This window comes from Bradyrhizobium sp. LB11.1 (genome assembly GCF_040549385.1).
Lineage (GTDB): Bacteria > Pseudomonadota > Alphaproteobacteria > Rhizobiales > Xanthobacteraceae > Bradyrhizobium.
Map to the genome: position 1 here is coordinate 337,404 of NZ_JBEPTH010000005.1, position 25,647 is coordinate 363,050.

At 64.3% G+C, this 25,647-nt stretch carries 27 protein-coding genes and 1 pseudogene; 19 read left to right on the plus strand and 9 right to left on the minus strand.

The annotated features are described in order from the left end of the window. Position 1 precedes the first annotated feature (1 nt). The 3 genes from trpC to ABIA96_RS15890 are packed head-to-tail and all read right to left on the minus strand — an operon-like array spanning position 2 to position 3,757. A complete protein-coding gene (gene trpC, locus ABIA96_RS15880; RefSeq protein ID WP_354137979.1) occupies positions 2–823 on the minus strand; it encodes an indole-3-glycerol phosphate synthase TrpC in 822 nt (273 codons plus the stop codon). Between the two features lie 7 nt (positions 824–830). After that, the gene (gene trpD / locus ABIA96_RS15885) at positions 831–1,844 is read right to left on the minus strand and encodes an anthranilate phosphoribosyltransferase (protein ID WP_354137980.1); all 1,014 of its coding nucleotides are present in this window, start codon (positions 1,842–1,844) and stop codon (positions 831–833) included. 14 nt (positions 1,845–1,858) lie between these two features. Then, positions 1,859–3,757, minus strand: a complete 1,899-nt coding sequence (locus ABIA96_RS15890; RefSeq protein WP_354137981.1) for a peptidylprolyl isomerase — start codon at positions 3,755–3,757, stop codon at positions 1,859–1,861. Between the two features lie 222 nt (positions 3,758–3,979). Between ABIA96_RS15890 and tpiA the strand changes: the two genes are divergently transcribed. From tpiA to pyrG, 3 genes are all read left to right on the plus strand, one after another. Beyond that, positions 3,980–4,738 (plus strand): triose-phosphate isomerase, encoded by a 759-nt coding sequence (gene tpiA, locus ABIA96_RS15895; protein WP_354137982.1) that lies wholly within the window; start codon positions 3,980–3,982, stop codon positions 4,736–4,738. Between the two features lie 142 nt (positions 4,739–4,880). Beyond that, positions 4,881–5,270, plus strand: coding sequence for a preprotein translocase subunit SecG (gene secG / locus ABIA96_RS15900; RefSeq protein ID WP_354137983.1), 390 nt, complete (start codon positions 4,881–4,883; stop codon positions 5,268–5,270). A gap of 166 nt (positions 5,271–5,436) precedes the next feature. Beyond that, a complete protein-coding gene (gene pyrG, locus ABIA96_RS15905) occupies positions 5,437–7,068 on the plus strand; it encodes a CTP synthase (protein ID WP_354137984.1) in 1,632 nt (543 codons plus the stop codon). On the opposite strand, the gene ABIA96_RS15910 is transcribed toward pyrG, so the two are convergent. The 3 genes from ABIA96_RS15910 to ABIA96_RS15920 form a co-directional block, all read right to left on the minus strand. Continuing rightward, a complete protein-coding gene (locus ABIA96_RS15910) occupies positions 7,065–7,700 on the minus strand; it encodes a class I SAM-dependent methyltransferase (RefSeq protein WP_354137985.1) in 636 nt (211 codons plus the stop codon). The two genes, pyrG and ABIA96_RS15910, sit on opposite strands and share 4 nt — an antisense overlap. Before the next feature lie 111 nt (positions 7,701–7,811). Further along, complete coding sequence (locus ABIA96_RS15915) at positions 7,812–9,188, minus strand: sensor histidine kinase (RefSeq protein WP_354137986.1); 1,377 nt, start codon at positions 9,186–9,188, stop codon at positions 7,812–7,814. 10 nt (positions 9,189–9,198) lie between these two features. Continuing rightward, a complete protein-coding gene (locus ABIA96_RS15920) occupies positions 9,199–9,876 on the minus strand; it encodes a response regulator transcription factor (RefSeq protein ID WP_354137987.1) in 678 nt (225 codons plus the stop codon). A 173-nt stretch (positions 9,877–10,049) separates the two neighbouring features. On the opposite strand from ABIA96_RS15920, the gene ABIA96_RS15925 reads away from it, so the two are divergent. The 5 genes from ABIA96_RS15925 to ABIA96_RS15945 all read left to right on the plus strand — a co-directional run bounded on the left by ABIA96_RS15925 (position 10,050) and on the right by ABIA96_RS15945 (position 13,722). After that, positions 10,050–10,376, plus strand: coding sequence for an NIPSNAP family protein (locus ABIA96_RS15925; RefSeq protein WP_354137988.1), 327 nt, complete (start codon positions 10,050–10,052; stop codon positions 10,374–10,376). Positions 10,377–10,502: 126 nt separating this feature from the next. Continuing rightward, positions 10,503–11,354: a 3-deoxy-8-phosphooctulonate synthase gene (gene kdsA / locus ABIA96_RS15930; protein WP_354137989.1), complete on the plus strand. Its 852-nt coding sequence runs from the start codon at positions 10,503–10,505 to the stop codon at positions 11,352–11,354. Then, the gene (locus ABIA96_RS15935; RefSeq protein WP_354137990.1) at positions 11,354–12,565 is read left to right on the plus strand and encodes an MFS transporter; all 1,212 of its coding nucleotides are present in this window, start codon (positions 11,354–11,356) and stop codon (positions 12,563–12,565) included. Before kdsA ends, ABIA96_RS15935 begins: the two co-directional genes overlap by 1 nt. Before the next feature lie 373 nt (positions 12,566–12,938). Next, positions 12,939–13,094 carry a hypothetical protein gene (locus ABIA96_RS15940; RefSeq protein ID WP_354137991.1) on the plus strand — a complete coding sequence of 52 codons (156 nt, stop codon included), beginning with the start codon at positions 12,939–12,941 and terminating at the stop codon, positions 13,092–13,094. A 175-nt stretch (positions 13,095–13,269) separates the two neighbouring features. After that, positions 13,270–13,722, plus strand: a complete 453-nt coding sequence (locus ABIA96_RS15945; protein ID WP_354137992.1) for a universal stress protein — start codon at positions 13,270–13,272, stop codon at positions 13,720–13,722. Positions 13,723–13,750: 28 nt separating this feature from the next. On the opposite strand, the gene ABIA96_RS15950 is transcribed toward ABIA96_RS15945, so the two are convergent. Then, positions 13,751–13,912 (minus strand): hypothetical protein, encoded by a 162-nt coding sequence (locus ABIA96_RS15950; protein WP_354137993.1) that lies wholly within the window; start codon positions 13,910–13,912, stop codon positions 13,751–13,753. Between the two features lie 16 nt (positions 13,913–13,928). After that, the gene (gene queF, locus ABIA96_RS15955; RefSeq protein ID WP_354137994.1) at positions 13,929–14,405 is read right to left on the minus strand and encodes a preQ(1) synthase; all 477 of its coding nucleotides are present in this window, start codon (positions 14,403–14,405) and stop codon (positions 13,929–13,931) included. Between the two features lie 126 nt (positions 14,406–14,531). Here queF and eno point away from each other — a divergent pair, with 126 nt between their 5' ends. From eno to ABIA96_RS15970, 3 genes and pseudogenes are all read left to right on the plus strand, one after another. After that, positions 14,532–15,815, plus strand: a complete 1,284-nt coding sequence (gene eno, locus ABIA96_RS15960; protein WP_354137995.1) for a phosphopyruvate hydratase — start codon at positions 14,532–14,534, stop codon at positions 15,813–15,815. A gap of 34 nt (positions 15,816–15,849) precedes the next feature. Next, on the plus strand, positions 15,850–16,989 hold the full coding sequence (locus ABIA96_RS15965; protein WP_354137996.1) for a zinc-binding dehydrogenase: 1,140 nt from the start codon (positions 15,850–15,852) through the stop codon (positions 16,987–16,989). Between the two features lie 58 nt (positions 16,990–17,047). Beyond that, a pseudogene (locus ABIA96_RS15970) lies at positions 17,048–17,809 on the plus strand (MBL fold metallo-hydrolase); the annotation flags it as partial. Positions 17,810–17,814: 5 nt separating this feature from the next. On the opposite strand, the gene ABIA96_RS15975 reads toward ABIA96_RS15970, so the two are convergent. Next, complete coding sequence (locus ABIA96_RS15975) at positions 17,815–18,099, minus strand: hypothetical protein (RefSeq protein WP_354137997.1); 285 nt, start codon at positions 18,097–18,099, stop codon at positions 17,815–17,817. A gap of 95 nt (positions 18,100–18,194) precedes the next feature. Here ABIA96_RS15975 and ABIA96_RS15980 point away from each other — a divergent pair, with 95 nt between their 5' ends. The 8 genes from ABIA96_RS15980 (at position 18,195) to ABIA96_RS16015 (ending at position 25,517) form a co-directional block, all read left to right on the plus strand. After that, positions 18,195–18,746 (plus strand): NADPH-dependent FMN reductase, encoded by a 552-nt coding sequence (locus tag ABIA96_RS15980; RefSeq protein WP_354137998.1) that lies wholly within the window; start codon positions 18,195–18,197, stop codon positions 18,744–18,746. A gap of 190 nt (positions 18,747–18,936) precedes the next feature. Continuing rightward, positions 18,937–19,254, plus strand: a complete 318-nt coding sequence (locus ABIA96_RS15985) for an FtsB family cell division protein (protein ID WP_354137999.1) — start codon at positions 18,937–18,939, stop codon at positions 19,252–19,254. Between the two features lie 95 nt (positions 19,255–19,349). Beyond that, positions 19,350–20,729, plus strand: coding sequence for a glycerophosphodiester phosphodiesterase family protein (locus ABIA96_RS15990; protein ID WP_354138000.1), 1,380 nt, complete (start codon positions 19,350–19,352; stop codon positions 20,727–20,729). A 169-nt stretch (positions 20,730–20,898) separates the two neighbouring features. Further along, complete coding sequence (pdhA, locus tag ABIA96_RS15995; protein ID WP_354138001.1) at positions 20,899–21,921, plus strand: pyruvate dehydrogenase (acetyl-transferring) E1 component subunit alpha; 1,023 nt, start codon at positions 20,899–20,901, stop codon at positions 21,919–21,921. A 28-nt stretch (positions 21,922–21,949) separates the two neighbouring features. After that, entirely contained in the window at positions 21,950–23,338 is a 1,389-nt protein-coding gene (locus tag ABIA96_RS16000) for a pyruvate dehydrogenase complex E1 component subunit beta (protein WP_354138002.1), read from the plus strand. A gap of 3 nt (positions 23,339–23,341) precedes the next feature. After that, positions 23,342–23,644: a DUF5076 domain-containing protein gene (locus tag ABIA96_RS16005; RefSeq protein ID WP_354138003.1), complete on the plus strand. Its 303-nt coding sequence runs from the start codon at positions 23,342–23,344 to the stop codon at positions 23,642–23,644. Between the two features lie 2 nt (positions 23,645–23,646). Then, positions 23,647–24,099 (plus strand): nucleoside deaminase, encoded by a 453-nt coding sequence (locus tag ABIA96_RS16010; RefSeq protein ID WP_354138004.1) that lies wholly within the window; start codon positions 23,647–23,649, stop codon positions 24,097–24,099. Positions 24,100–24,161: 62 nt separating this feature from the next. After that, entirely contained in the window at positions 24,162–25,517 is a 1,356-nt protein-coding gene (locus ABIA96_RS16015; RefSeq protein WP_354138005.1) for a pyruvate dehydrogenase complex dihydrolipoamide acetyltransferase, read from the plus strand. Positions 25,518–25,647 lie beyond the last annotated feature (130 nt).

Here is a 25,647-nt window from a genome sequence, read left to right on the forward strand (position 1 = left end):
GTCAGCGCGTGCCCGTGGCGCGGGCTTTGGTCTCGCGCGCGAGCAGCGTGCGCGTGGCCGCGGTGACGTCGGCCTGCCGCATCAGGCTCTCGCCGACCAAGAAGGTCGACATGCCGACACGCTCGAGCCGCGCGAGGTCGGCCGGCGCGAAGATGCCGCTCTCGCCGACCATCAGCCGCTCTTCCGGAATCAACGGCGCCAGCGTTTCGCTGGTCGCAAGCGTGGTCTCGAAGGTGCGCAGATTGCGATTGTTGACCCCGATCATCGGCGAGCGCAGCTTCAGCGCCCGGTCGAGCTCGGCGCGATCATGGATCTCGATCAGCACGTCCATGCCATAGGTCATCGCGGCGTCCTCGAGGTCCTTGGCGGTGGCGTCATCGAGCGCGGCCATGATGATGAGGATGCAATCGGCGCCGTGCGCGCGCGCCTCGACAACCTGATAGGTGTCGAACAGAAAATCCTTGCGCAGAACGGGGAGCGAGGTCGCTGCGCGCGCCGCCACCATGAAGTCGAGATGGCCCTGGAACGAGGGCGTGTCGGTCAGCACCGACAGGCAAGCGGCTCCGCCCGCCTCATAGGCCTTGGCGAGATCAGGCGGATCGAAATCGGCGCGGATCAGCCCCTTGGACGGCGAGGCCTTCTTCACCTCGGCGATCAGCGCATAGTCGCCATTGGCGTGCTTGGCCCTGATCGCGCGCACGAAGCCGCGCGGTGCGCTTTGTGCCTTGGCCTGTGCCTCGACCGCCGAGAGAGGCTGCGCCCGCTTGGCCGCCGCGATCTCGTCGCGCTTGTAAGCTTCGATCTTGGTCAGGATATCAGTCATGGCAGGCTCAGCTGTTCGAGACCGCGATCAGATGCTTCAGCCGCGCGCTCGCTGCGCCGCTGTCGAGCGACTTTGCGCCGATTGCAACACCTTCCCTGAGGTCTTTGGCGCGTCCGGCGACGACCAGCGCCGCCGCGGCGTTTATCAGCGCGACATCGCGATAGGGGCTCGGCTTGCCATCGAGCACGCTTTGCAGCGCGATCGCATTGGCGTCGGCATCGCCGCCCTTGAGTGCACTGGGCTCGCAGCGCGACAGGCCGGCGTCCTCGGGCGTCACCTCGAAGTTCCGGATCTCGCCATTGTGGAGCGCAGAGACGAAGGTCGGGCCGGTGAGGGTGATCTCGTCCAGCCCGTCGGAGCCGTGCACCACCCAGGCGGATTCGGAGCCGAGATTCTTCAGCACTTGCGCCAGCGGCTGTACCCATTGCCGCGAAAACACGCCGACCATCTGCCGCTTCACGCCGGCCGGGTTGGACAGCGGTCCGAGCAGATTGAAAATCGTGCGGGTGGCGAGCTCGACCCGGGTCGGGCCGACGTTCTTCATCGCGGGGTGATGAGCCGGCGCGAACATGAAGCCGATGCCGCATTCGCGCACGCAGCGCCCGACTTCGTCGGGCTTGAGGTCGATCTTCACGCCCAGCGAGGCGAGCACGTCGGCGGCGCCCGAGCGCGACGACAGCGCGCGGTTGCCGTGCTTGGCGACCGGCAGGCCGGTGCCCGCAACGATGAAGGAGGCGCAGGTCGAGACGTTGACGGAGCCCGAGCCGTCGCCGCCGGTGCCGACGATGTCGACGGCGTCCGCAGGCGCATCGACCGTGAGCATCTTCGAGCGCATTGCCGTGACCGCGCCGGTGATCTCCTCCACGGTCTCGCCGCGCACCCGTAGCGCCATCAACAGGCCGCCCATCTGCGATGGCGTGGCTTCGCCGGACATCACCGCGTCGAAGGCCGACGCGGCCTCGTCACGCGACAGGCTGGCGCCGGTCGCAACTTTTCCAATGATCGATTTCAGGTCGTCCATCGCGTGCTTTCAACTCACTGGTTCGCGCCGGTCACCTGCGCGAAGGCGGCCTGATTAATGCTGGTTCCGATGTCGGTCTGGAGCTTGTTGACGTAGGAGGCAACCTGCTCGTCGGTCAGGGACCGGTCGATGCCATCCTTCAGCTTCTTGAAGGCGTCGGAGGTGGTATCGGCTGCGGGATCGACGATGTCGGTAACGCGGTAGACGATGACTTCGGTGCCGCCGGTGACGGGCGCCTGTCCGACGCCGTCCTTGGCGGTGCGGAAGGCGGCCGCAACGATGTTCGCGGGCACGCCGGCAGGCGTGTCCTCGCGCTTGAAGCCGCTGGCGGTCTCGACCTTGGCGTTGATCGCGGCGGCCTCGTCGGCGAGCTTGCCGCCCTGTTCGAGCTTCTGCACCATCTCGGTTGCCTTGGTCTTCAGCTTGGCGGCGATCTGGTCCTGGCGCCAGCGCGCCTCGACCTGGTCATGGACCTCGTCGAGATTGCGGTCGCGCGACGGCGTGATGGCGAGCACGTCGTACCAGACATAGCCGCCCTTGAACGAGATCGGGTCGTTGTCGACGCCAACGTCGCTGTTGAAGGCCTGCGACACCACGTCGAGGCCCTGCGGAATGTTGGCAACCGTCTGCCCGTTCGGCGCGCGGCCGGAGCGGTCGACAGCATCGATGGTCACGGTCGTGAGCCCGAGCTTCTGCGCGGCTTCGGCCACGCTGGTGCCCGCGCCGCGCTCGTCCTCCATCTTGTCGCGGAGCTCGCCGACCTTGATGCGCGCGCGCTCGGCCGCGATCTGGCGCTTCACGTCGCCGGCGAATTTGGCGTAGTCGGCCTCGACGCCCGGCACGATCTTGTCGACCTTAACAATCGAGACGCCAATGGGGCCCTGAATCGGTTGGCTGATCTCGCCTGCAGGAAGCGCGAAGGCGGCGTCGCCGACCGCGGGTTCGAGCGAGGATTTGGCCACGAGCCCCAGATCGACGTCGGTGGCGCTCAGTCCGCGCTCCTTGCCGAGGTCCTCGAAGGAAAGCCCGCCGACGAGGCGCTCGCGCGCGGCCTGCGCTTCGGCAGCGTTCGGGAACACGATCTGGTGGATCTGGCGCTTCTCAGGGGTAGCGAGCTGTGCTTTGCGCAGATCGAACACCTTTTTCGCATCGTCGTCGGAGACGTCGGTCCACTTGCCGATCTCCTCTGGGGAGATCACGGCGAAGACGATCTTGCGATATTCGGGCGCGCGGAACTGGACTTTGTGATCCTCGAAATAGGCGGCGAGCGCCTCAGGTGAGGGCGCGTCGATCTGGCCCGCCTGGGCTGTGTCGAGCCTCACGAACTCGATCGTGCGCTGCTCGTTCTGAAAGCGCGTCGCCACGTCGAGCATGGCTTTCGGCGGCTCGAGGCCGGCGCCGATGGTGCCGGTGATCTGTCGGCGCAGGCCCACCTTGCGCTGCTCGGCCACGTAACGCTGCTCGGTGTAGCCGAAATTGCGGATCAGGCTCTGGAATCGGTTCGCGTCGAATTTGCCGTCGACGCCCTTGAAGTTCGGGTCGTTCATGATGAGCTGGCGGATCTGCTCGTCGGACTGGCCGAGCCCGAGCCGGCGCGCGTTCTCGTCGAGGGCGGCTTCCGCAATCGTCTGCTGGAGCACCTGACGGTCAAGACCGAACGCGCGAGCTTGGTCGGGCGTGAGCGGGCGGCCAAACTGGCGGCCGAGCTGCTGGAGGCGGTCGGTGTAGATCTGGCGGAACTCGTTCAGCGAAATCTCGGTGTGGCCTACCGTGGCCAATGTCGACTGCCCGAAGCCGCGGAAGATGTCGGCGATGCCCCAAACGCCGAAGCTGATGATCAGTACGCCCATCACCAAGGCCATAATGGTCTTGCCGACCCAGTTTGATGAGGCCTTGCGCATTCCTCGAAGCATTTGGTCCAACTTGTCTGAATGGAGGGGACGGGAGCGCGTCTTAATGCAGATTCCGCAGAAGCGCGTCACCAAATTGATATGCCATCATAAAGTGGCGGCTTTCCCCCCGCAACCTCAGGTCAGGCCGCCCGCTCGAAGCTGCGGTTAAAAGCCCCTGGTCTCTGGAACTGCCGCGGCACCTCTGCTAGCGCATGCGCAAACCTCATTTTGCTGGACATTGACATGACCGACGCCATCCGACCGCTGATCGCCGGCAACTGGAAAATGAACGGCCTGAAGGCCGCGGCCGCCGAATTCGACGCCATGCTCGATGGCGCGGCGGAGGTGACCGGCAAGGCCGATCTGCTGGTCTGCCCGCCGGCGACCCTGATCGCGGGCTTTGCCGACAAGGCGCAGGGCAAAAAGGTCGCAATCGGAGCCCAGGATTGCCATCCCAAGGCCTCCGGAGCCCATACCGGGGATATCGCGGCCGAAATGCTGGCGGACGCGGGTGCGACCGCCATCATCGTCGGTCATTCCGAGCGCCGCGCCGATCATGGCGAGGGCGATGCCCTGATCCGGCAGAAGGCGGAAGCCGTCTGGCGGGCCAGAGCGGTCGCGATCGTCTGCATCGGCGAGACGCAAGCCCAGCGCGATGCCGGCCAGACTCTGGATATCCTGCGTGGCCAGCTCAACGGCTCTCTCCCGGACGGCTCCACGGCCGCCAATCTGGTCGTGGCCTATGAGCCGGTCTGGGCGATCGGCACGGGTCTGACCCCCACGGCCCAGGATGTCGAGCAGATTCATGGCTTTATACGGGAACTCCTGACCTCCCGGTTCAAGGCGGATGGGGCGGCGATGCGGATCCTCTACGGCGGCTCGGTCAAGCCGTCGAACGCGGTCGAACTGATGGCGGTGAAGAACGTCAACGGCGCGCTGGTCGGGGGTGCTAGCCTGAAAGCGACCGATTTCCTTGCGATCGCCCAAGGGTGTCCTAACTGAAGGCTGCCGCTAGCTAACCCAGGACCGCGATCGGGGGTGGCAATGCCGTTTCCGATCGTGTAACACCGCGCAACTTCAGGAAAACCCGCGAAGCGCGATCGGCCGCCGTCTCGGCGCTGTCGGCTTGTGACGGAAGGATACTATGCAGACTGTTGTCATCGTCATTCATCTCATGATCGTCGCCGTCATGATCGGTGCCGTCCTGCTCCAGAAGTCGGAAGGTGGCGGCCTTGGCATGGGCGGCGGCGCCGGCTTCATGTCGAGCCGCGGCACCGCGAATCTCTTGTCGCGAACCACCGCAATCCTCGCCGCCGGCTTCTTCCTGACCAGCCTGTTCCTGTCCTGGTATGCCGGTTATAACCGCGCGCCGTCTTCGATTATCGGCCAGCCCGCGTCGCAGACCCAGCCGGCTGGCGGTGGACCGATCACCGCGCCGACCTCGGGCGGCATTCTGGATACGCTGAAGAAGGCGGACGAGCAGCAGCAGGCTCCGGCAGCGCCGAGCGGCCCGCAGGTGCCTCGCTCGCAATAAAGCAGGGGGGCCATGCAGGATGGCGGATAGCGTCCTGCATCAACAATCCCCATCAAGGCTCTGTCACCACTCTTAGTTTTGGCTCACCCACAGGCCCGCAGATTCTTTGGGGCGGAATACGAATCGCTTTGGCGAATCGAATTCGAGGGATTAGAGGTTAAGCCCCATGGCGCGGTACATATTCATCACCGGCGGCGTGGTTTCTTCGCTCGGCAAGGGTTTGGCTTCAGCGGCACTCGGTGCCCTGCTGCAGGCCCGGGGCTACAAGGTCCGCCTCCGCAAGCTCGACCCCTACCTCAACCTCGATCCCGGAACGATGTCGCCGTACCAGCACGGCGAGGTGTTCGTGACCGATGACGGCGCGGAGACCGATCTCGATCTCGGTCACTACGAGCGTTTCACCGGACGGCCTGCGACGAAGCAGGACAACATCACGACGGGGCGCATCTACCAGGACATCATCTCGAAGGAACGCCGCGGCGATTATCTCGGCGCGACCATCCAGGTGGTGCCGCACGTCACCAACGCGATCAAGGAATTCGTCCTCTCCGGCAATGACGATTACGACTTCGTTCTGGTCGAGATCGGCGGCACCGTGGGCGATATCGAGGGCCTGCCGTTCTTCGAGGCGATCCGCCAGCTCAAGAACGAGCTGCCGCGCGACCATGCCATCTACATTCATCTCACGCTGCTGCCGTACATCCCGAGCGCCGGCGAGCTCAAGACAAAGCCGACGCAGCATTCGGTGAAGGAGCTGCGTTCGATCGGCATCCAGCCCGACATCCTGCTGTGCCGCACCGATCGCGAGATTCCGAAGGAAGAGCGGCGCAAGCTCGGCCTGTTCTGCAACGTGCGCGAAAGCGCCGTCATCGAAGCGCGCGACGCCGACAGCATCTACGCGGTGCCCGAGGCCTATCACGCCGCCGGCCTCGACGACGAAGTGCTTGCCGCCTTCGGCATCGGCTCGCGGATTCCGCCGGTGCTGCAGAGCTGGCAGAAGATCAACGAGCGGATCCGCAATCCCGAGGGCGATGTCACCATCGCCATCGTCGGCAAATACACCGGTATGAAGGATGCGTATAAGTCGCTGATCGAGGCGCTCTCGCATGGCGGCATCGCCAACAAGGTGAAGGTCAATCTCGACTGGATCGAGAGCGAGATCTTCGAGAAGGAGGATCCCGCGCCCTTCCTAGAGCACGTCAACGGCATCCTGGTGCCCGGCGGCTTCGGCCAGCGCGGCGCCGAAGGCAAGATCAGGGCGGCGCAGTTCGCGCGTGAGCGCGACGTGCCGTATTTCGGCATCTGCTTCGGCATGCAGATGGCGGTGATCGAGGCGGCGCGAAATCTGGTCGGCCTCGAGGAGGCCAACTCCACAGAGTTCGGCCCGACCAAGGAGCCACTGGTCGGCCTGATGACGGAATGGCTGCGCGGCAACGAGCTCGAGAAGCGCTCGAACGCCGGCGATCTCGGTGGCACGATGCGGCTTGGTGCTTATCCCGCCGCGCTCAACCGCGGCAGCCGCGTCTCGCAGGTGTATGGCGGTGCGACCGAGATTTCGGAGCGCCACCGCCATCGCTACGAGGTCAACACCGCCTACAAGGATCGCCTCGAGCAGCATGGCCTGAAATTCTCCGGCCTCTCGCCCGACGGCGTGCTGCCGGAGATCGTCGAGTACGAGGATCACCCCTGGTTCATCGGCGTTCAGTTTCACCCCGAGCTGAAGTCGCGGCCGTTCGAACCGCACCCGCTGTTCGCCTCGTTCATCCAGGCGGCGATGGTGCAAAGCCGGTTGGTCTAGCAATCCGCTTCCGCTGCGACCGGCGACGAAATCGCCGGCGCCAGCGATCCCGCAATGAGCGTCATCTGCGGCCGCCGTGTCAGCTTGTAGACGGCGGCGGGCGGCACGTTCAGGAAGGCGCGATCCACCAGCGTTGCGCGCAGGCCCAGACGGTCGAGCACGGGCCGCGGGATCGGGCAGCTCATGCCATAGGTGAACTGGTAGAAGGCGCCGCCTGGGCGGACATAGCTGAACGCACCACCGAGGATCGAGACGACCTTGCGCGTCGACATGTTGAGAAGCGGCAGCCCGCTCACGACCGCACCGACGGGCGCGCCCTCGTAGAGCCGCTCCGTCGCCAGCCGCGCCGCGTCCATCCACAGCACGCGTGCGCCGGGAAAGCGCATTTGCAGGAGCTTCATGAAGTCCGAGCCGTATTCGATCAGCGTGAGATCCTGTGGCCTGACGCCGCGCTTCAAGAGCTTGTAGGTGAAGGCGCCGGTGCCGGGACCGAGCTCGAGGATCGGGCCGGTCCTCTCGGTTATCTCGCGCGTGATGAGATCGGCGAGCGCCGCGCCCGATGGCGCGATGGCGCCGACCCGACGCGGCGAAGACATCCAGGACAGGAAGAAGGACAAGAAATCGTTGGGCATGCGCACTCCGGCATCTCGATTGCACCTCTTGAGATCAGAGGTGAGGCGGATGCACTGTCGCGGGAGCAGATTGCGACAGCATTGCGCAGTGAGCAGCGAGCGCGGATTGAATCAACTCTGCGGGCTTGGCCGCAGCGTCATTCTGAAGCAGGTGCCGCCGTCCGCCCCGTCGGTGACCGAGACCTGGCCGCCATGCAGGAGCACGATCTCGCGCACCATGTTGAGACCGAGGCCGGCGCCGCGATCGAGTGGCGAGAGCCGATAGAACGGCTCGAAGATCTGCTCGCGTTGATCGGCGGGAACGCCGGCGCCTTCGTCGGTGACCTCGATGCAGGCGGGCTTGCTCACGCGAATGCCGATGGTGCCGCGGCGAGGTCCGTGCTGGATCGCGTTTTGCACGAGATTGGTCAGCGCGCGCTCGAGCGCGGCTGCATCACCGACCATCTCGATCGGCGTTGAGGGCGCATCGAGCTCCAGCTCGTAGCCCGCGGCGATCGCGAGCGGCGCGAGGTCGGCGGCCGCGCTTTGCGCCATCGCAACGAGGTCGACTCGCGCAAGGGGATGGCCGCAGCGGTCGAGCCGCTGAATGTCGAGCAATTGTTCGGCGAGCGTCGCCAGCCGCGCGGCATCCTCCAGCAGCCGGGTCTTGTCCGGACCGGAGGGGAGCGATTCCAGCCGCGTGTTCAGAATAGCGATCGGCGTCCGCAGCTCGTGAGCGGCATCCGCAACGAAGCGCTTGTGACGGGCATAGCCCTGGTCGAGCCGCGCCAGCGCATCGTTGACCGCAGTGACCAGCGGCACGACCTCCAGCGGAATGCGCTCCACTGACAGCCGCGCGCCGCGCTGATGGATGTCGATGCGCCGCGCCTGATCCGCGGTGGTATCGAGCCCCCTGAAGGCGCGCTGCACGATCATCGGCGTCGCGATGAAGGTTGCGGTGCCCATCACCAGCAGGCCGGGCAGGGCGATGCCGAGAAACGCCAGCGAGGTCATCAACAGCGCCTTGCCGCCGGTCAGTCGGCCTTGCGTTGCGGTGATGATCTGCACATTGCCGGCGTCGGTCTCGACGCGCTTCAGCCGCGCCGCCGGCTTGCGCGGGTCGTCTTCGAACATCTGCCAGCCGAGCCGCGCCTGGCTGATCTGATCGAGGCCGTCGCCGATCGCGGCGAATTCGGCCGGGACGGTGCCTTCGCTGAGCAAATGCCCTTGGCGGTCGCGGACCAGGAACCAGAGGTCCGGTGTCTCGCCACGCAATTGTTTCAGGTCGGACGTCGACCGCAGGGTCAGGCCGCCGTCCGCGTCACGCGCGAGCGCGCGCTGCACGACATCGATCACGCGATCCTCGTCGCGTTCCGCGAGCACGAAGCCCGAGGCGCAGAGCGCCCCGACGACGACGGTAACCAGCGCCAGCAACAGTGCGGCCTGGAGCGAAAGCAGGCGCCAGCTCAATCGCGAGCGCAAGCAATAGGGATCGTCGTGCTTGCTCATGTTGGCTTCTTCAGGCTGGCAGTTTCCTCAGAAGATAGCCGACGCCACGAATGCCGTGGATCTCCACGCCGGCATCGGCATCAGTGAGCTTGCGGCGCAGCCGCGAGACATGCGTATCGAGCGCATTCGACTGGATCTCGTCATCGAAATTGTAGACGGCCTCTTCGAGCGCCGAGCGCAGCACCGTGCGGCCCATGCGGCGGATCAGGGCTTCGAGCACCAGCAACTCGCGGCGTGGCAGCTCGAACGGGTGGCCGTCGATGCTGGCCTCGCGATGGCCGACATCGAAGGCGATACGGCCGGCGCGCATGATGTCCGGGGACAGGCCCGCGGGCCGCCGCAGCACCGCACGCAGTCGTGCGAGCAGCTCCTCGACCGCGAACGGCTTGGCCAGATAATCGTCGGCGCCGCTGTCGAGCCCGGCAATGCGGTCGGCGAGCTCGCCGCGCGCGGTCAGGACAATGATCGGCACGCCGTCGGCGCGCGCGCGAAGCTTCGGGATCAGGGCGAGGCCGTCGCCGTCGGGAAGCTGGCGGTCGAGCAGGACGGCGGCATGGACGTCGGCGGAAACCGCTTCCTCCGCGTCAGCAAGCGTGGGGGCGTGATCCACCACCATGTCGTAGCGCCTGAGCGCCGAGGAAAGCGCTGTGGCCATCTCCGCCTCATCCTCGACGAGCAAAATCCGCATGATCCGGCACCTCAACTGCATTGAGCCCTTCTAGCGGCCTGATCATTGCGGCAGCATTGCGGGAAATGATCCAGCCATGCGCGAAACGCCGCGGGGGGCGGCCGGGGAGGGCTCAAGACAGCATCATGGCCGATCGCTATAACGGCCGCACCTGTTCAGGGAGGAAAACAACGATGATCTACGAAATGCGCATCTACCGCTGCGTGCCCGGCCGCCTGCCGGCGCTGTTGAAGCGGTTCGAGACGGCGACGCTGAAGCTGTGGGAGAAGCACGGTATCCGTCAGGCCGGATTCTTCACCACGCTGATCGGTGAATCCAACCAGGAGCTGACCTATTTCCTGGCCTGGGAGTCGCTTGCCGATCGCGAGGCGAAGTGGGCCAAGTTCATGGCTGACCCGGACTGGATGAAAGCACGCGCCGAGAGCGAAGCGGACGGCCAGATCGTCGGCAACATCGTCAGCCAGCTACTGACGCCGACCGCCTTCTCGTCGGTCAAGTAGCCGCTGTCCGGCACGGGTTGCGGCGGGGACTCCTCGCGCAACCCTGATATTCTGGTTGCCCGGGCCGAATGGGGTTGATCGGCCCCTCATCGCCGCTATGGTCGCGGCGAAACGAGGGAATTGGCCTTGAGCTCTTCACCATCCGCGGCCTCAGTCGTCAGCGTCGGCGCAGTCAAATTTGGCAATGATCTGCCGATCTCGATCATTGCCGGGCCGTGCCAGCTCGAAAGCCGTCAGCATGCGCTGGAGGTCGCCTCCGCGCTGAAGGAGATCGCAGCGCGGCTGAAGATCGGCCTCGTCTACAAGACCTCCTTCGACAAGGCCAACCGCACCAGCGCGTCGGCGGAGCGCGGCCTCGGTTTGGCGCAATCGCTGCCGATCTTCGCGGAGATCCGTTCCTCACTGGGCTTGCCCGTGCTGACCGACGTGCACGATGCCGCGCAATGCGCCGACGTCGCGCAAGCCGTGGACGTCTTGCAGATCCCGGCTTTCCTCTGCCGGCAGACCGATCTGCTGCTGGCTGCAGCCGCAACCGGCAAGGTCGTCAACGTCAAGAAGGGCCAATTCCTCGCGCCCTGGGACATGAAGAATGTCGTCGCCAAGATCACCAGCGCGAATAATCCCAACGTGCTCGTCACCGAGCGCGGCGCCTCCTTCGGCTACAACACGCTGGTCTCCGACATGCGCGCGCTGCCGATCATGGCGCGCACGACCGGTGCGCCCGTGATCTTCGATGCCACCCATTCGGTGCAGCAGCCGGGCGGGAAGGGCGCTTCTTCCGGCGGCGAACGCGAATTCGTGCCGGTGCTGGCGCGCGCGGCCGTGGCCGTCGGCGTTGCCGGGGTCTTTATCGAGACTCACCCCGATCCGGAGCGCGCGCCTTCCGACGGCCCGAACATGGTGCCGCTGCGCGAGTTCGAAGGGCTCATCCGCACGCTGATGGCGTTCGACGCGGTGACCAAAAGCACAACGCGCTGATGTCCCAGCCTGCGACCGGGCCGTCGTCCGACCAGAAGTTTCCGCCCGCGATCAATATCATCGCGCTCGCGAGCTTCTCGGCGGCGTTGTCCACGCGCGCGCTCGATCCCGTCCTGCCGCATGTCGCCGAGGATTTTTCGATCAGTATCACGACGGCTGCCAGCATCGCGGCCGGCTATGCCTTGATCTACGCGCTGGTCCAGCCGGTGATCGGGGCGGCTGCCGATCTGTTCGGCAAGGCGCGCTTGATGACGCTGTGCCTGGCGCTGCTCGGTGTCGCCTGTATTCTCGGCGCGGTCGCGACTACCTTCTCGGGTCTGTTTGCGAGCCGCATTTTGGCCGGTATCGCCTCCGGCGGCGTGTTTCCGGTTGCTCTCGGTCTGACTGCCGACCTCGTCGCGCCGGCCAAGCGTCAGGTCGCAATCGGCCGCACGCTGGCTGGCTCGATGACCGGCAATCTGCTCGGCGCAACTGCCTCCGGTATCATCGGCGAACTCATCGGTTGGCGCGGGGTGCTCATGATCCTCGGCGCGCTCGGTCTGATCGCGGCCGTGGCGGTGGCGGCGGGCTTTCGCGGTGCCGCGCTGACGGCTCCGCCGAAGACCGATCTCAAGGCCTTGCGGCAAGGCTATCGCACCATCTTCGCCAACCCGAACACGCGCTACTGCTACTCGGCGGTCTTCGTCGAGGGCTGCTGCGTGTTCGGCCTGTTTCCGTTCATCGCCGCGCTTCTGTTCGATCTCGGCGAGAAGTCGGCGTCGATCGCGGGAATCGTGATCGCGGGTTTTGCGATCGGCGGGCTGTTCTACACTTTCACCGTCTCGCGCTTCCTGCCGTTGCTCGGCGTCAAGGGCATGATGCTCGCCGGGGCGAGCCTCGTGGCGCTACAACTCGGCGCGCTCGCTTTCGGTCCGGGCTGGAAGCTGCAATTCGCCAGTATGCTGGCGATGGGCTGGGGCTTCTACATGATCCATGGTTGCTTGCAGGTGTTCGCCAGCGAGCTGTCAATCGGGGCGCGGGCAACCGCGATGTCGCTGCACTCGTTCTTTTTCTTCATGGGGCAGACGGTTGGCCCGATCGCCTATGGCCTCGGCCTCCAGCACGGCGGCAAGATGCCGACGCTGTTTGCGAGCGCCGCGATCATGGTGGTGCTGGGCCTCGTCTGCGCCCGGCTGCTCAAGCCGCGTGCGCCGTCCGACGCGCGGGCCTGACGAACGTATCGAACCACCGGCTTTCCGTATGTTCCCGGAAGGGAACGGTAGGGCAAATCAAATCTCATCCATCGGTCCGTAGAGTGCCGCCCGAACCGCTAGCCGGCGGCAACATCTGTGGATCAGTCGATGCAAAAACAGCCTTCGGTCGCACGCATTCTCGGGGCGGTGGTTGGGTCTCTCCGTCTCGTCCTTGTCGTTATCTGTGCCTACGCCCTGAAGCTGGCGGTGACGCGCTATTTGGATAGCAATCGCATCGTCTCGCTCGCGGTTGCCAGCTGCGATCTGACCAACACGTTGGTGATCTTTCGCCTGGAGCGCGGCGACACGAGATCGCCAACACCGTGCAGCACACGGCGGAAGCGACTCGACCGTGACGCGCAATATCGCAACCGTCTCGTCGGCGGCAAACGAGACCGGCCGCGCGGCCTCCGGCGTGCTGAAGGCCGCAGCCGACCTGTCGAGCCAGTCGACCTCGCTCACGGGCGAGGTGGACAGCTTCATCACCAGGGTGCGTGAGGTGGCGTAAAGCGCTGGTCGGACGAGCAGTAATTCATAAGTGCAACGGCGTAGCGGGCGAAGTGAACGCGTCGCTGCGCCGCCGGTCGCGAACCCATTTGAAATAAAAGCGAATAGACGGGGGACGAGGATCGGACCATATTCGTGAGCGTCACTTGCGGGGCGAGCGGCAAGGGAGCCACCAGATGTACGCCAATATCCTCTTGAGCACCGATGGTTCGGATGTCGCGAGAAAAGGCGTCGAGCATGGAATTGCTCTGGCAAAAGCCTTGAATGCCAAAGCGACGATCGTCACCGTGACTGAAGCGCTGCCGATCGATTATGGCGGCGGACACGATTCGGGCTGGATTCCTTCGCAGGACGAGATTGATCATTTCGACGCAGCCTGCAGGCAGCGTGCCGGGCAAGTGCTCGATCAGGCGCGAGCCATGGCAGAGCGGAGCGGGGTGACAGTGGAATTGTTACACGTTCCGAATTCGCACCCGGCCACCGCGATTGTCGAAACAGCGAAGTCCAGAGGCTGCGATTTGATCGTCATGTCCTCCCATGGGCGTCGCGGCCTCAGGAAGCTGTTTCTGGGAAGCCAGACATCCGAGGTCCTGGTGAACGGAAGCGTGCCAGTCTTGGTCGTGCCTTAGCCGCTGCCGTGCGGCTGCGGCGCGTCAATTAGCCCCGGCCGCCGCGCTCGGCTCCATGCGTCTGATAGGCGGCTGTCAATCCGCCGGAGATCGTCACCCGGACTTCGGCAGCGTGGGACGCGCCCGTGAACCACAGGACGCCAAGAAGGCCGACGGCAACGCTGCGGAATTTTGCAGGTTTCGATGTCATCGCCATGGGTCTCCAACTAGCCCCGGCCGCGATAGGGCGCGACGCCTTGCTCGGGCACCCACAGGCCCTTCGGCACGCGGCCGGTCTGCCAGAACACGTCGATCGGGATGCCGCCACGCGGGTACCAATAGCCGCCGATGCGAAGCCATTTCGGCTTGATCTCTGCGGCGATGCGCTTGCCGATCATCACGGTGCAATCCTCATGGAACGCACCGTGATTGCGGAAGCTCGCGATGTAGAGTTTCAGCGATTTCGACTCCAGCAGCCATTGGCCGGGCGCGTAGTCGATCATCAGATGGGCGAAATCGGGCTGGCCGGTCACCGGGCAAAGCGAGGTGAATTCCGGCACCGTGAAACGGACCAGATAGTCGGTTCCTCCTTGCGGATTCGGGACTCGGTCGAGCTTCGCCTTCTCGGGCGCATCCGGCCATTCCACGGCACGGCCGAGTTGCAGGGAAGGTGAGTTGTTCGATTTGCTTGACTTTTCCGACATCAGGTCGCCTCCGAGCGGCCCTCTTAGCCAATCGTGGCGCGGCCGTCACCCGGCCTTTTCCGCTTCGATGCATTGCGGTAGAAGCACCGCCAACTGCTCCCCTTTGTTCCCCGGAAAGAGGCCCTCATGACCGCCATCATCGACATCATCGGACGCGAAATCCTCGATAGCCGCGGCAATCCCACCGTCGAGGTCGACGTCGTGCTGGAAGATGGCGCGCTTGGCCGCGCCGCGGTGCCGTCCGGCGCTTCGACCGGCGCCCATGAGGCGGTCGAACTGCGCGACGGCGACAAGGCCCGCTATCTCGGCAAGGGCGTCACCAAGGCGGTCGGCGCCGTCAACGGCGAGATCTTCGAGGCGTTGAGCGGCATCGACGTCGAGCAGCAGGTCCAGCTCGACCAGATCATGATCGACCTCGACGGCACGCCGAACAAGAGCCGGCTCGGTGCCAATGCCATCCTGGGCGTGTCGCTCGCCTGCGCCAAGGCGGCGGCGAACTCGCTCGACATGCCGCTTTACCGTTACGTCGGCGGGACCTCGGCGCGGCTGCTGCCGGTGCCGATGATGAACATCATCAATGGCGGCGTGCACGCCGACAATCCGATCGACTTCCAGGAATTCATGATCCTCCCCGTGGGCGCATCCTCCTTCGCAGAGGGCCTGCGCTACGGCGCGGAAGTGTTCCACACGCTGAAGTCGGAGCTGAAGAAGGCCGGCCACAACACCAATGTCGGCGATGAGGGCGGCTTCGCCCCGAACCTGCCGTCAGCGGACGCCGCGCTCGAGTTCGTCATGAATGCGATCGGCAAGGCCGGTTACAAGGCGGGCAGCGACATCGTCATCGGCCTCGACTGCGCCTCGACCGAGTTCTTTAGGGACGGCAAGTACGTCTATGAAGGCGAGGGCAAGACCCGCTCGATCTCCGAACAGGCGAAGTATCTCGCCGATCTCGTCGGCCGCTATCCGATCGTCACCATCGAGGACGGCATGTCGGAAGACGACATGGACGGTTGGAAGGAGATCACCGACCTCATCGGCAACAAGTGCCAGCTGGTCGGCGACGACCTTTTCGTCACCAACGTCAAGCGCCTCGCCGAAGGCATCAAGGCCGGCCGCGCCAACTCGATCCTGATCAAGGTCAACCAGATCGGCACGCTGACGGAGACGCTCGCTGCGGTCGAAATGGCACACAAGGCCGGCTACACCTCGGTGATGTCGCACCGCTCGGGCGAGACCGAGGATTCCACCATCGCCGACCTCGCGGTCGCCACGAACTGCGGTCAGATCAAGACCGGATCCCTTGCACGTTCCGATCGCACCGCCAAATACAACCAGCTCCTGCGCATCGAGCAGCAACTCGGCAAGCAGGCGCTCTACGGCGGCAAGGCGGCACTGAAGGCGCTGGCATAAGCCTGCGCTTTAACACGGACAGGGGAGGATCGACATGAGCGACGGCAAGACCGGACTGCAACTGCGTTCGCTGATCAAGAAGAGCGGAGAGCTCGAGATCCTGCTTCTGGACGTGCCGACCCCCGAGCCCGCGGACGACGAGGTCGTCGTCCGCATCGAGGCGGCGCCGATCAACCCGTCCGACCTCGGCCTGCTCGTCGGCGCCGCCGACATGAGCACGGCCAAGGCGTCCGGCACGAAGGACGCGCCTGTCATCACCGCGAAGGTGCCTGACGGTGCGATGCGCGCCATGGGTGCGCGGCTCGACCAGTCCTTGCCGGTTGGCAATGAGGGCGCGGGCGTCGTGATCAAGACCGGCTCGTCGGATGCTGCGAAGGCGCTGATGGGCAAGACGGTCGCGATGATCGGCGGCGCCATGTACGCGCAGTACCGGACCCTGAAGGCGAGGGATTGCCAGCCGCTGCCCGAGGGCACGACGGCGGCGGAGGGGGCGTCCTGGTTCGTCAACCCCCTCACCGCGCTCGGCATGACCGAGACGATGCGGCGCGAGGGTCACAAGGCGCTCGTGCACACGGCGGCCGCCTCCAATCTCGGCCAGATGCTGAACAAGATCTGCATCAAGGACGGCATTGGGCTCGTCAACATCGTGCGCAGCAAGGAGCAGGCCGAGATACTGAAGAAGATCGGCGCCAAACACGTTGTCGATTCCAGTGCGCCGAGCTTCCTTGACGATCTCACCGCCGCGCTGGTCGAGACCGGCGCCACCATCGCCTTCGATGCCATTGGCGGCGGCAAGCTCGCCGGCGACATCCTCAATTGCATGGAAATCGCGATCAACAAGACCGCGAAGGAATACAGCCGTTACGGCTCCAGCGTGCACAAGCAGGTCTATGTCTACGGCGCGCTCGATATCCGTCCGATCGAACTGCCGCGCGGCTTCGGCATGGCGTGGGGCGTCGGCGGCTGGCTGCTCACTCCGTTCCTGCAGAAGATCGGACCTGCCGACATCGGACGGCTGCGTCAGCGCGTCGTGAGTGAATTGAAGACCACCTTTGCCAGCCACTACACCAAGGTGGTGTCGCTTCAGGAGGCGCTCGATCCCGCCAACATCGCGGTGTACGCCAAACGTGCCACCGGCGAAAAATTCCTCATCGACCCGAATAAATTGTCGTGATCTGCGGCCGCAGGCCACCCAAAAGAGGTCTTGCCTTCTGAGTGAAGCGGGAGATTATTCCGCCGCCGACGCGGCTTACATGCCGAAGGGCATGGTCACTGTCCCGTTTAATCCGCAGCTGATCAACACCGGCTCCAATCTCGTGCTAATCGACACCGGCAATGGCGTCGCCAATCTGGAGCCCAGCAAGGGCGCGGTTGGTCGCACCCTGCAAAACCTGCAGGCCTCCGGCGTCGACCCGAAGAGCATCGACATCGTGCTGCTCTCGCATCTGCATCCAGACCACACCAACGGCATCCGTCTGGCCGACGGCTCGATGGCGTTCCCGAATGCCGAGATCATGGTGCCGGCGAAGGACTGGGCTTTCTGGACCAGCGAGGAGAACGCGTCCAAGGCTGAGTCCAATGCGATGATGAAGAACTACTTCGCCAACGTGAAGAAGACCTTTGCCGGCCTGGAGTCCAAGGTGACCAGGTACGAGTGGGGCAAGGAGGTCGCGCCGGGCATCACCTCGATCGGGACGCCGGGCCACACGCCGGGCCATACCTCGTTCACGGTCGCATCGGGCGATGCCAAGGTCCTGATCCAGTCCGACGTCACCAACATTCCGGAGCTGTTCCTGCGCAATCCGGATTGGCACGTCGCCTACGACACCGACGGCCCGCTGGCGCAAGAGACGCGCCACAAATTCTACGACATGGCGGCGGCGGAGAAGGCGACCGTGGTCGGCTTCCACTTCACCTTCCCCTCGGTCGGCCATGTCGAGAAGGACGGCGCGAAATATCGCCTGATCCCGTCGGCGTGGAACCCGACGATCTGACCGGATCACAAAGTTACGCCGAAGATCGGGCCGCCTCTTGGCGGCCCGATTGTTTTGGACCGGCGGTTGTGCCTGCCGAAACAAAGTGCCGAAAACAACCCCATGCACAGTAGAAATCGCTCGAGCTTCTTGATTTCGGCGATACCGAATAAGAGTTGATCCGTCGGGCAAAACAGGGGTATGGTGGCGTAGTGGGCAGGCGCGACGGTTAGGGGCTTCGCTCCATCCGGGCTACAGGCTTCAGCATCTGCTTCCGAGAAACTCAGCGTTTCCAAATCAGACCGGTTCATGCACTTGCATCCATCGCTTTGGATGGCTTAAGTGCCGCCCGGCACTTCCCCCAAAGTTTCAAGAACACCCTTTCAAGAACACCCAAGGATATCTGATGGCCTACAATATCGTCGTGATCGCCGGCAGCCTGCGCAAGGATAGCTTCTCGCTGAAGATCGCCAACGCGCTCGCAAAACTCGCGCCGGCATCTCTCAAGCTCGAGGTCGTCACCCTGGCCGGCATCTCCTTCTTCAACCAGGACCTCGAAGGCACGCCGCCGGCCGATTGGCTGGCCTTCCGCGAGAAGCTGCAGAAGTCGGACGGCGTCATCTTCGTTACCCCGGAATACAATCGCGCCATCCCGGGCGTGCTGAAGAACGCCATCGACGTCGCCTCGCGGCCCTACGGCAAGAGCTCGTTCAACGGCAAGCCGGTCGGCATCGTCTCCAACTCGCCGGGCCCGCTCGGTGGCGTCAGCGCCGCCAAGACGTTGCAGAACATCCTGCCGGGCATCGCCGGCCCGATCATGCAGCAGCCCGAGATCTACCTGAACGCCGTCGGCGATGCTTTTGATGCCGAGGGCAATCTGGTCAAGGAGTCGCTCAAGCCCGTGCTCCAGGCCTATATCGACGCCTTCGCCGCACACGTCGCCAAGCATCACGGCTGAGGCGGAATAACTCCACGGCCACACCCGAGGTCCTCATCCTGACGCGACCGCGTAGCGGTCGTCTCGAAGGATGGCTGCAGGGAAAGCTGGGCCTTCATGGTTCGAGACGGCCGCTATGCGGCCTCCTCACCATGAGGGTCTGGCAGGGACAGTTAGCACTCCCTTAACCAAGCTGGCCCATCTTGCCAAAATGGTCTCCCGCGCGCGCCTCAAATCGATCCTGACCGGTCTCGCTCTCTATGCAATGGCGGCCGCCATCGTCGGCTATTTCGGTATCAACGCCTATACCGGCAAATACGGCCTCAACGCGCGCCAGGAGCTCGACCAGGAGATCATCGCGCTGACCAGCGAACTCGCCCAGCTCAAGCGCGAGCGCACCCGGAGCGAGCAGCGCGTGTCGCTGCTGCGCACCGAGAAGATCGATCCTGACATGCTGGACGAGCAGGCCCGGTACCAGCTCGACTATGTCAATCCGCACGATCTGATGCGGATGATTCCGGCGAACTGAATCCCCAGCCTTCCACCGTCATCTGCTTGTCAGAGTCTTGAGACAAGACGGCAAGCTCGGCATTCATGCGATGCCGTGATGATGGAGGCTCTGCCATGACGAACAATCGCTCCCGACGGACGCTGCGTATTGCAGCGATGCTGGTCAGCGTGGCATTCCTGCCGCTGCCGATGGCCTACGCGCAGACGTCCTCGTCGCCGGCCGGCGCCAAGCCCTTTCTCACCGTCGATGGAAAGGCGCCTCTGATCCTCGGCCATCGCGGTGTGCCGGGACTGGTGCCTGAAGAGACCGAGGCCTCGTATGATCTCGCAGCCGCCCTTGGAACCGACGCGCTCGAAGAGGATTTGCACCTCACCAAGGATTGCGTGCTGGTTGCGCGCCACAATCCCTGGCTCTCCGACAACACCAATGTGGCCGAGGTCGCGAAGACCAATGCGGCGGTCGCGGCCCGCAAGCGCACGGTGCCCGGCGTGCGCGTCAAGGCGCCGGCTGCCACCGGCGTGCCGGCAGACTACCTCGTCGATCTCACCGATCCGGCCGATCCCAAATCGGTGCTGAAGTCATTGATCGTCGACGGTGAAGATCACACCAACGACTGGTCGATTACCGATTTCACCATGGCCGAGCTGAAGGACTGGATCGGCGGCACCACTTATGACGCGGCCAACGAGCGGCCGAAAATCTTCAACGGCAAATTCCCCGTCATCAGCTTCCAGGACATCCTCGACATCGCCAAGGCGAAGAGCAAGGAGACGGGGCGGTCCATCCTGGTCTATCCGGAAACCAAGAACCCGACCTGGAACAATGCCCAGGCCATCGCCAATGGCTGCGGCGCGCCCGGGAGCCATCCGCTCGAGGATGCCCTGATCAAGATCATCAGGGACAATGGCCTCAACACCAGGAACGCTCCGATCCTGGTCCAGAGTTTCGAGCCCGGCAGCCTGAAATACATGCGCAGCCATGGCCTCGAGACGCGGCAGGTCCAGCTCGTCGACGGCAACGGCATCGACTTCAAGACAGGCCGCGTCCTGCTCAACAACATTACCAACTCCCGTCCGTTCGACTGGACGGTTGCCGGCGACGCGCGCCTGTACGATGCGATGCTGACCCCGGGGGGCCTTGCCGAGATCAAGACCTATGCCGACGGCATCGGTCCGTGGAAGGCCTATATCGTTCCGCTCAAGATCGCACCGTGGAAGGACGCCAATGCCGACGGCACGCCGCATAAGGGCGCCACGCCGGAAGCATCGACGCAAGAGGCAACCAGCCTGATCGCCGACGCGCACAAGCTCGGCCTGTTCGTCCACGTCTTCACGTTCCGGAACGAGAAGAAATATCTCGCGGCCGATTATCACGCCGATCCGGTCCAGGAATATCTCAAACTCTTCCGTCTCGGCGTTGATGGGGTCTTCACCGACTTCACGCATACCGGCGTTGCCGCCCGCGCAGCGTATTTGCGAGAGCTCGGCTGGTGAGCCGAGCGTCGCGTGAGCCGAATGTTGCCTGATCAAGCCCAAAGGTTTTGCAAAATTTCGGTCACGTTGCAGTGCGGCATAATGAAAGTCGTGCCATGTCGCTGCGGTGCTTTCACACGCGATTGAGTTGGGTTAGAGAGGACCTAGTTTTCTCTGACCCGGAATTCTCATGGCCGCCCCCAAGAAAGCCGCCGCAAGCAGCCCGCAAGACAAGACCAACGGCGGTTCGCCCCCGGAATTCACGAAGGAGCAGGAGCTGAAGTCGCTCCGCGACATGCTCCTGATCCGGCGATTCGAGGAAAAGGCCGGCCAGCTCTACGGCATGGGTGCGATCGGTGGCTTCTGCCATCTCTATATCGGCCAGGAGGCCGTGGTGGTTGGCATGCAGATGGCCCTGAAACAGGGCGATCAGGTCATCACCGGCTATCGCGATCACGGTCACATGCTCGCGACTGGCATGGAAGCCAACGGCGTCATGGCCGAGCTCACGGGACGCCGCGGTGGCTATTCCAAGGGCAAGGGCGGCTCCATGCACATGTTCAGCAAGGAGAAGCACTTCTACGGCGGCCACGGCATCGTCGGTGCGCAGGTCTCGCTCGGCACCGGTCTCGCCTTCGCCAATCATTATCGCGGCAACGACAATGTCAGCGTCACCTATTTCGGCGACGGCGCGGCCAATCAGGGCCAGGTCTACGAGAGCTTCAACATGGCGGAGCTCTGGAAGCTGCCGGTGATCTACGTCATCGAGAACAACCGCTACGCCATGGGCACGGCGGTCTCGCGCGCTTCGGCGCAGCAGGATTTCTCCAAGCGCGGTGCATCCTTCAACATCCCCGGCCAGCAGGTCGACGGCATGGATGTCCGTGCCGTGAAGGCTGCCGGCGATGAAGCCGCCGCCTGGTGCCGGGCCGGCAAGGGCCCGATGATCCTGGAGATGCAGACTTACCGCTACCGCGGTCACTCGATGTCCGATCCGGCAAAATATCGCACGCGCGAGGAGGTCGAGAAGGTCCGTCACGACCAGGATCCGATCGAGCAGGTGCGCAACCGCCTGCTCGCAGCCAAGGTGAGCGAGGCCGACCTCAAGGCGATCGACGCCGAGGTGCGCGACATCGTCAACGCCTCCGCCGACTTTGCCCAGCATGATCCCGAGCCGGATGCCGCCGAGCTCTGGACCGACGTTTACCGCTAAGCGCGCGCAAGCTTTCTTTGGAGTCGATATGCCAATTCAAGTGCTGATGCCCGCGTTGTCGCCCACGATGGAAAAGGGCAACCTCGCCAAATGGCTGAAAAAAGAGGGCGAGACGATCAAGTCCGGCGACGTGATCGCCGAGATCGAGACCGACAAGGCCACCATGGAGGTCGAGGCGACCGATGAGGGCACGCTCGGCAAGATCCTGATCCCTGAAGGCACCGCCGACGTTGCCGTGAACACGCCGATCGCGACCATTCTCGCCGACGGCGAGAGCGCTGCCGATCTTGCGAAAGCGCCCGCGCCGGCCAAGCAGGAGAAGGCTGCGGAGTCAGCGCCGCCCGCTGCCGCAAAGGCCGAGGCACCCGCGCCCAAGGCCGCGCCAGCGCCGCAGGCGGTCGCCGAGCCCGATCCTGAAGTGCCCGCAGGTACCGAGATGGTGACGCAGACCATCCGCGAAGCGCTGCGCGACGCCATGGCCGAAGAGATGCGCCGCGACGCCGACGTCTTCGTGATGGGCGAAGAGGTCGCCGAATATCAGGGCGCCTACAAGGTGACGCAGGGCCTGCTCCAGGAGTTTGGCGCCAGGCGCGTGATCGATACCCCGATCACCGAACACGGCTTCGCCGGCGTCGGTGTCGGCGCCGCGATGACCGGGTTGAAGCCGATCGTCGAGTTCATGACCTTCAACTTCGCCATGCAGGCGATCGACCAGATCATCAACTCCGCGGCCAAGACGCTTTACATGTCCGGCGGCCAGATGGGCTGCTCGATCGTGTTCCGCGGGCCGAATGGTGCTGCGGCCCGCGTCGCGGCCCAGCACAGCCAGGATTACTCCGCCTGGTATTCGAGCGTTCCGGGCCTCAAGGTGGTCGCGCCGTTCTCGGCCGCCGACTACAAGGGCCTGCTCAAGGCCGCGATCCGCGATCCCAATCCAGTGATCTTCCTCGAAAACGAAATGCTCTACGGTCACACCGGCGAGGTGCCGAAGCTCGACGATTTCGTGATCCCGATCGGCAAGGCGCGCATCGTGCGCTCCGGCAGCCATGTCAGCATCATCTCCTGGTCGAACGGCATGAGCTACGCGCTCAAGGCCGCCGACGAGCTCGCCAAGGACGGCATCGAGGCTGAAGTGATCGATCTGCGAACGCTGAAGCCGATGGACACCGAGACCATCATCAACTCGGTCAAGAAGACCGGTCGTGCGGTGACGGTGGAAGAGGGCTGGGCCCAGAGCGGCGTCGGTGCCGAGATCGCCGCGCGCATCATGGAAAACGCATTTGACTATCTGGATGCGCCGGTTGCGCGCGTCTCCGGCAAGGACGTGCCGATGCCCTATGCCGCGAACCTCGAGAAGCTCGCGCTGCCGACAGTGGCCGAAGTGGTCGAGGCCGCCAAAGCCGTCTGCTACAGGTAGGCCATGACGGGCCCGAAGGAGCAGCCACTGCCGCCCGACGTCCTCGCCCGCGATGATGCGGTCGAGATCCTGCGCGTGTTCGTGCTGGATGGCGGGTTGTCGATGGCGTTCCAGCGCGCCTTCGAGGAGCCCGACATGTGGGGCCTGCTGCTGGTTGACCTCGCCCGCCACGCCGCCCGCGCCTATTCGCGCGAGAGCGAATATACCGAGGAGGACGCCATGAACCGGATCCTCGAGATGTTCCAGGCGGAGATCGAACGCCCGACCGACACGGGCACCACCACGCCGCGCGGGAAGGGGCACTGACCGTGGCTGTCGAATCCCACCACTACGATTTCATGCTGGAGGCGATCCGCGAGGCGCAGGATTCGATCGCGCAGGGCGGCCTGCCGATCGGCGCCGTGCTGACGCGCGACAACAAGATCATCGCCCGCGGCCACAATAACCGCGTGCAGGAGAACAACGTCATCCTGCATGGCGAGATGAGCTGCCTGCGCGAAGCCGGCGCGATCTCGTTCCATGACACCGTCATGTACACCACGCTGTCGCCATGCTCGATGTGTGCCGGCGCGCTCGCTTTGTTCAAGGTTCAGCTCGTGGTGATCGGGGAATCCGTTACCTTCGAGGGATCCAAGGACATTCTCGACAAGTTCGGCATCCCCTGGATCGACCTTGCCGACGATCGCTCCATCACCATGATGAAGTCGTGGCGTTCCGTCCCTGCCAATGAGCGCCTGTGGCAAGGCGACATCGGCAACTAAACCTGGTCTGTTCGTCTTCACTTTCGGAGACGAATTTTTGAGAAGTTCTTCGTGAGGTCAGCATGCCCATCAACATCCTGATGCCCGCTCTTTCGCCAACGATGGAGAAGGGCAACCTCGCCAAGTGGCTGAAGAAGGAAGGCGACAAGGTCAAATCCGGCGATGTCATCGCCGAGATCGAGACCGACAAGGCCACCATGGAGGTCGAAGCCATCGACGAGGGCACGATCGCCAGGATTTTGGTGCCCGAGGGCACGCAGGACGTCCCGGTCAACGACGTGATCGCGGTGCTCGCCAGCGAGGGCGAGGACGTGAAGGCCGCGAGTGCCGCCAAGCCCAGCGCTTCGGCCGCGCCGCCCAAGGTTGCTGAAACTTCCGCTGCTGCACCGGCTCCTGCGTCGGCCGCGCCCAAGGCTGCGCCGCCGCCTGCTGCCGCCGCTGCAGCACCGCAGGCTGCTGCTGCACCGGCTGCGCAGAGCAACGGCCATGGCGGCCGCGTGTTCTCATCGCCGCTGGCGCGCCGCATCGCCAAAGAGGCCGGCGTCGATGTTGCAATGGTGACTGGCACCGGCCCGCACGGCCGCGTGGTTGCGCGCGACGTCGAGCAGGCCAAATCCGGCAAGGGCCTCAAGGCACCGGCCGCGGCACCGTCCGGTGCGCCCTCGGCAGCGCCGACCATGTCTGACAAGCAGATCATGTCGCTGTTCGAGCCCGGCTCCTACGACGTCGTCCCGCATGACGGCATGCGCCGCACGATTGCCCAACGTTTGACCGCGTCGATCCAGAACGTCCCGCACTTCTACCTCACCATCGACTGCGACATCGGCAAGCTGCTCGCCGCGCGCGAGGAGATCAACGCCGCCGCGCCGAAGGACAAGGAAAAGAAGCCGCTCTACAAGATCTCGGTCAACGACTTCGTCATCAAGGCGATGGCGGTCGCGCTGCAGAGGATCCCGAACTGCAATGTGAGCTGGACCGAGTCCGGCATGGTCAAGCATCACCATTCCGACGTCGGCGTTGCGGTTGCGATGCCGGGCGGGCTGATCACGCCGATCATCCGCAAGGCCGAGACCAAGACGCTCTCCACCATCTCCAACGAGATGAAGGATTTCGCCGCGCGCGCGCGTTCGCGCAAGCTGAAGCCGGAAGAGTACCAGGGCGGCACCACCGCCGTCTCCAACCTCGGCATGTTCGGCATCAGCCACTTCACGGCCGTGATCAACCCGCCGCATGCGACCATCCTTGCGGTTGGCACCAGCGAGGAGCGACCTGTCGTGCGCGGCGGCAAGATCGAGATCGCGCATATGATGAGCGTGACCTTGTCCTGCGATCACCGTGCCATCGATGGCGCGCTCGGCGCCGAGCTGATCGGTGCCTTCAAGCAGCTGATCGAAAACCCCGTCATGATGATGGTGTGAGCCGCAGACGGTGAATACGTAGGGTGGGCAAAGGCGCGAACCGCGCCGTGCCCACCTGTTCATAGTGTTGGAAGGCGGTGGGCACGCTTCGCTTGGCCCACCCTACGAAATTCAGTTGAATGGGAGCCGC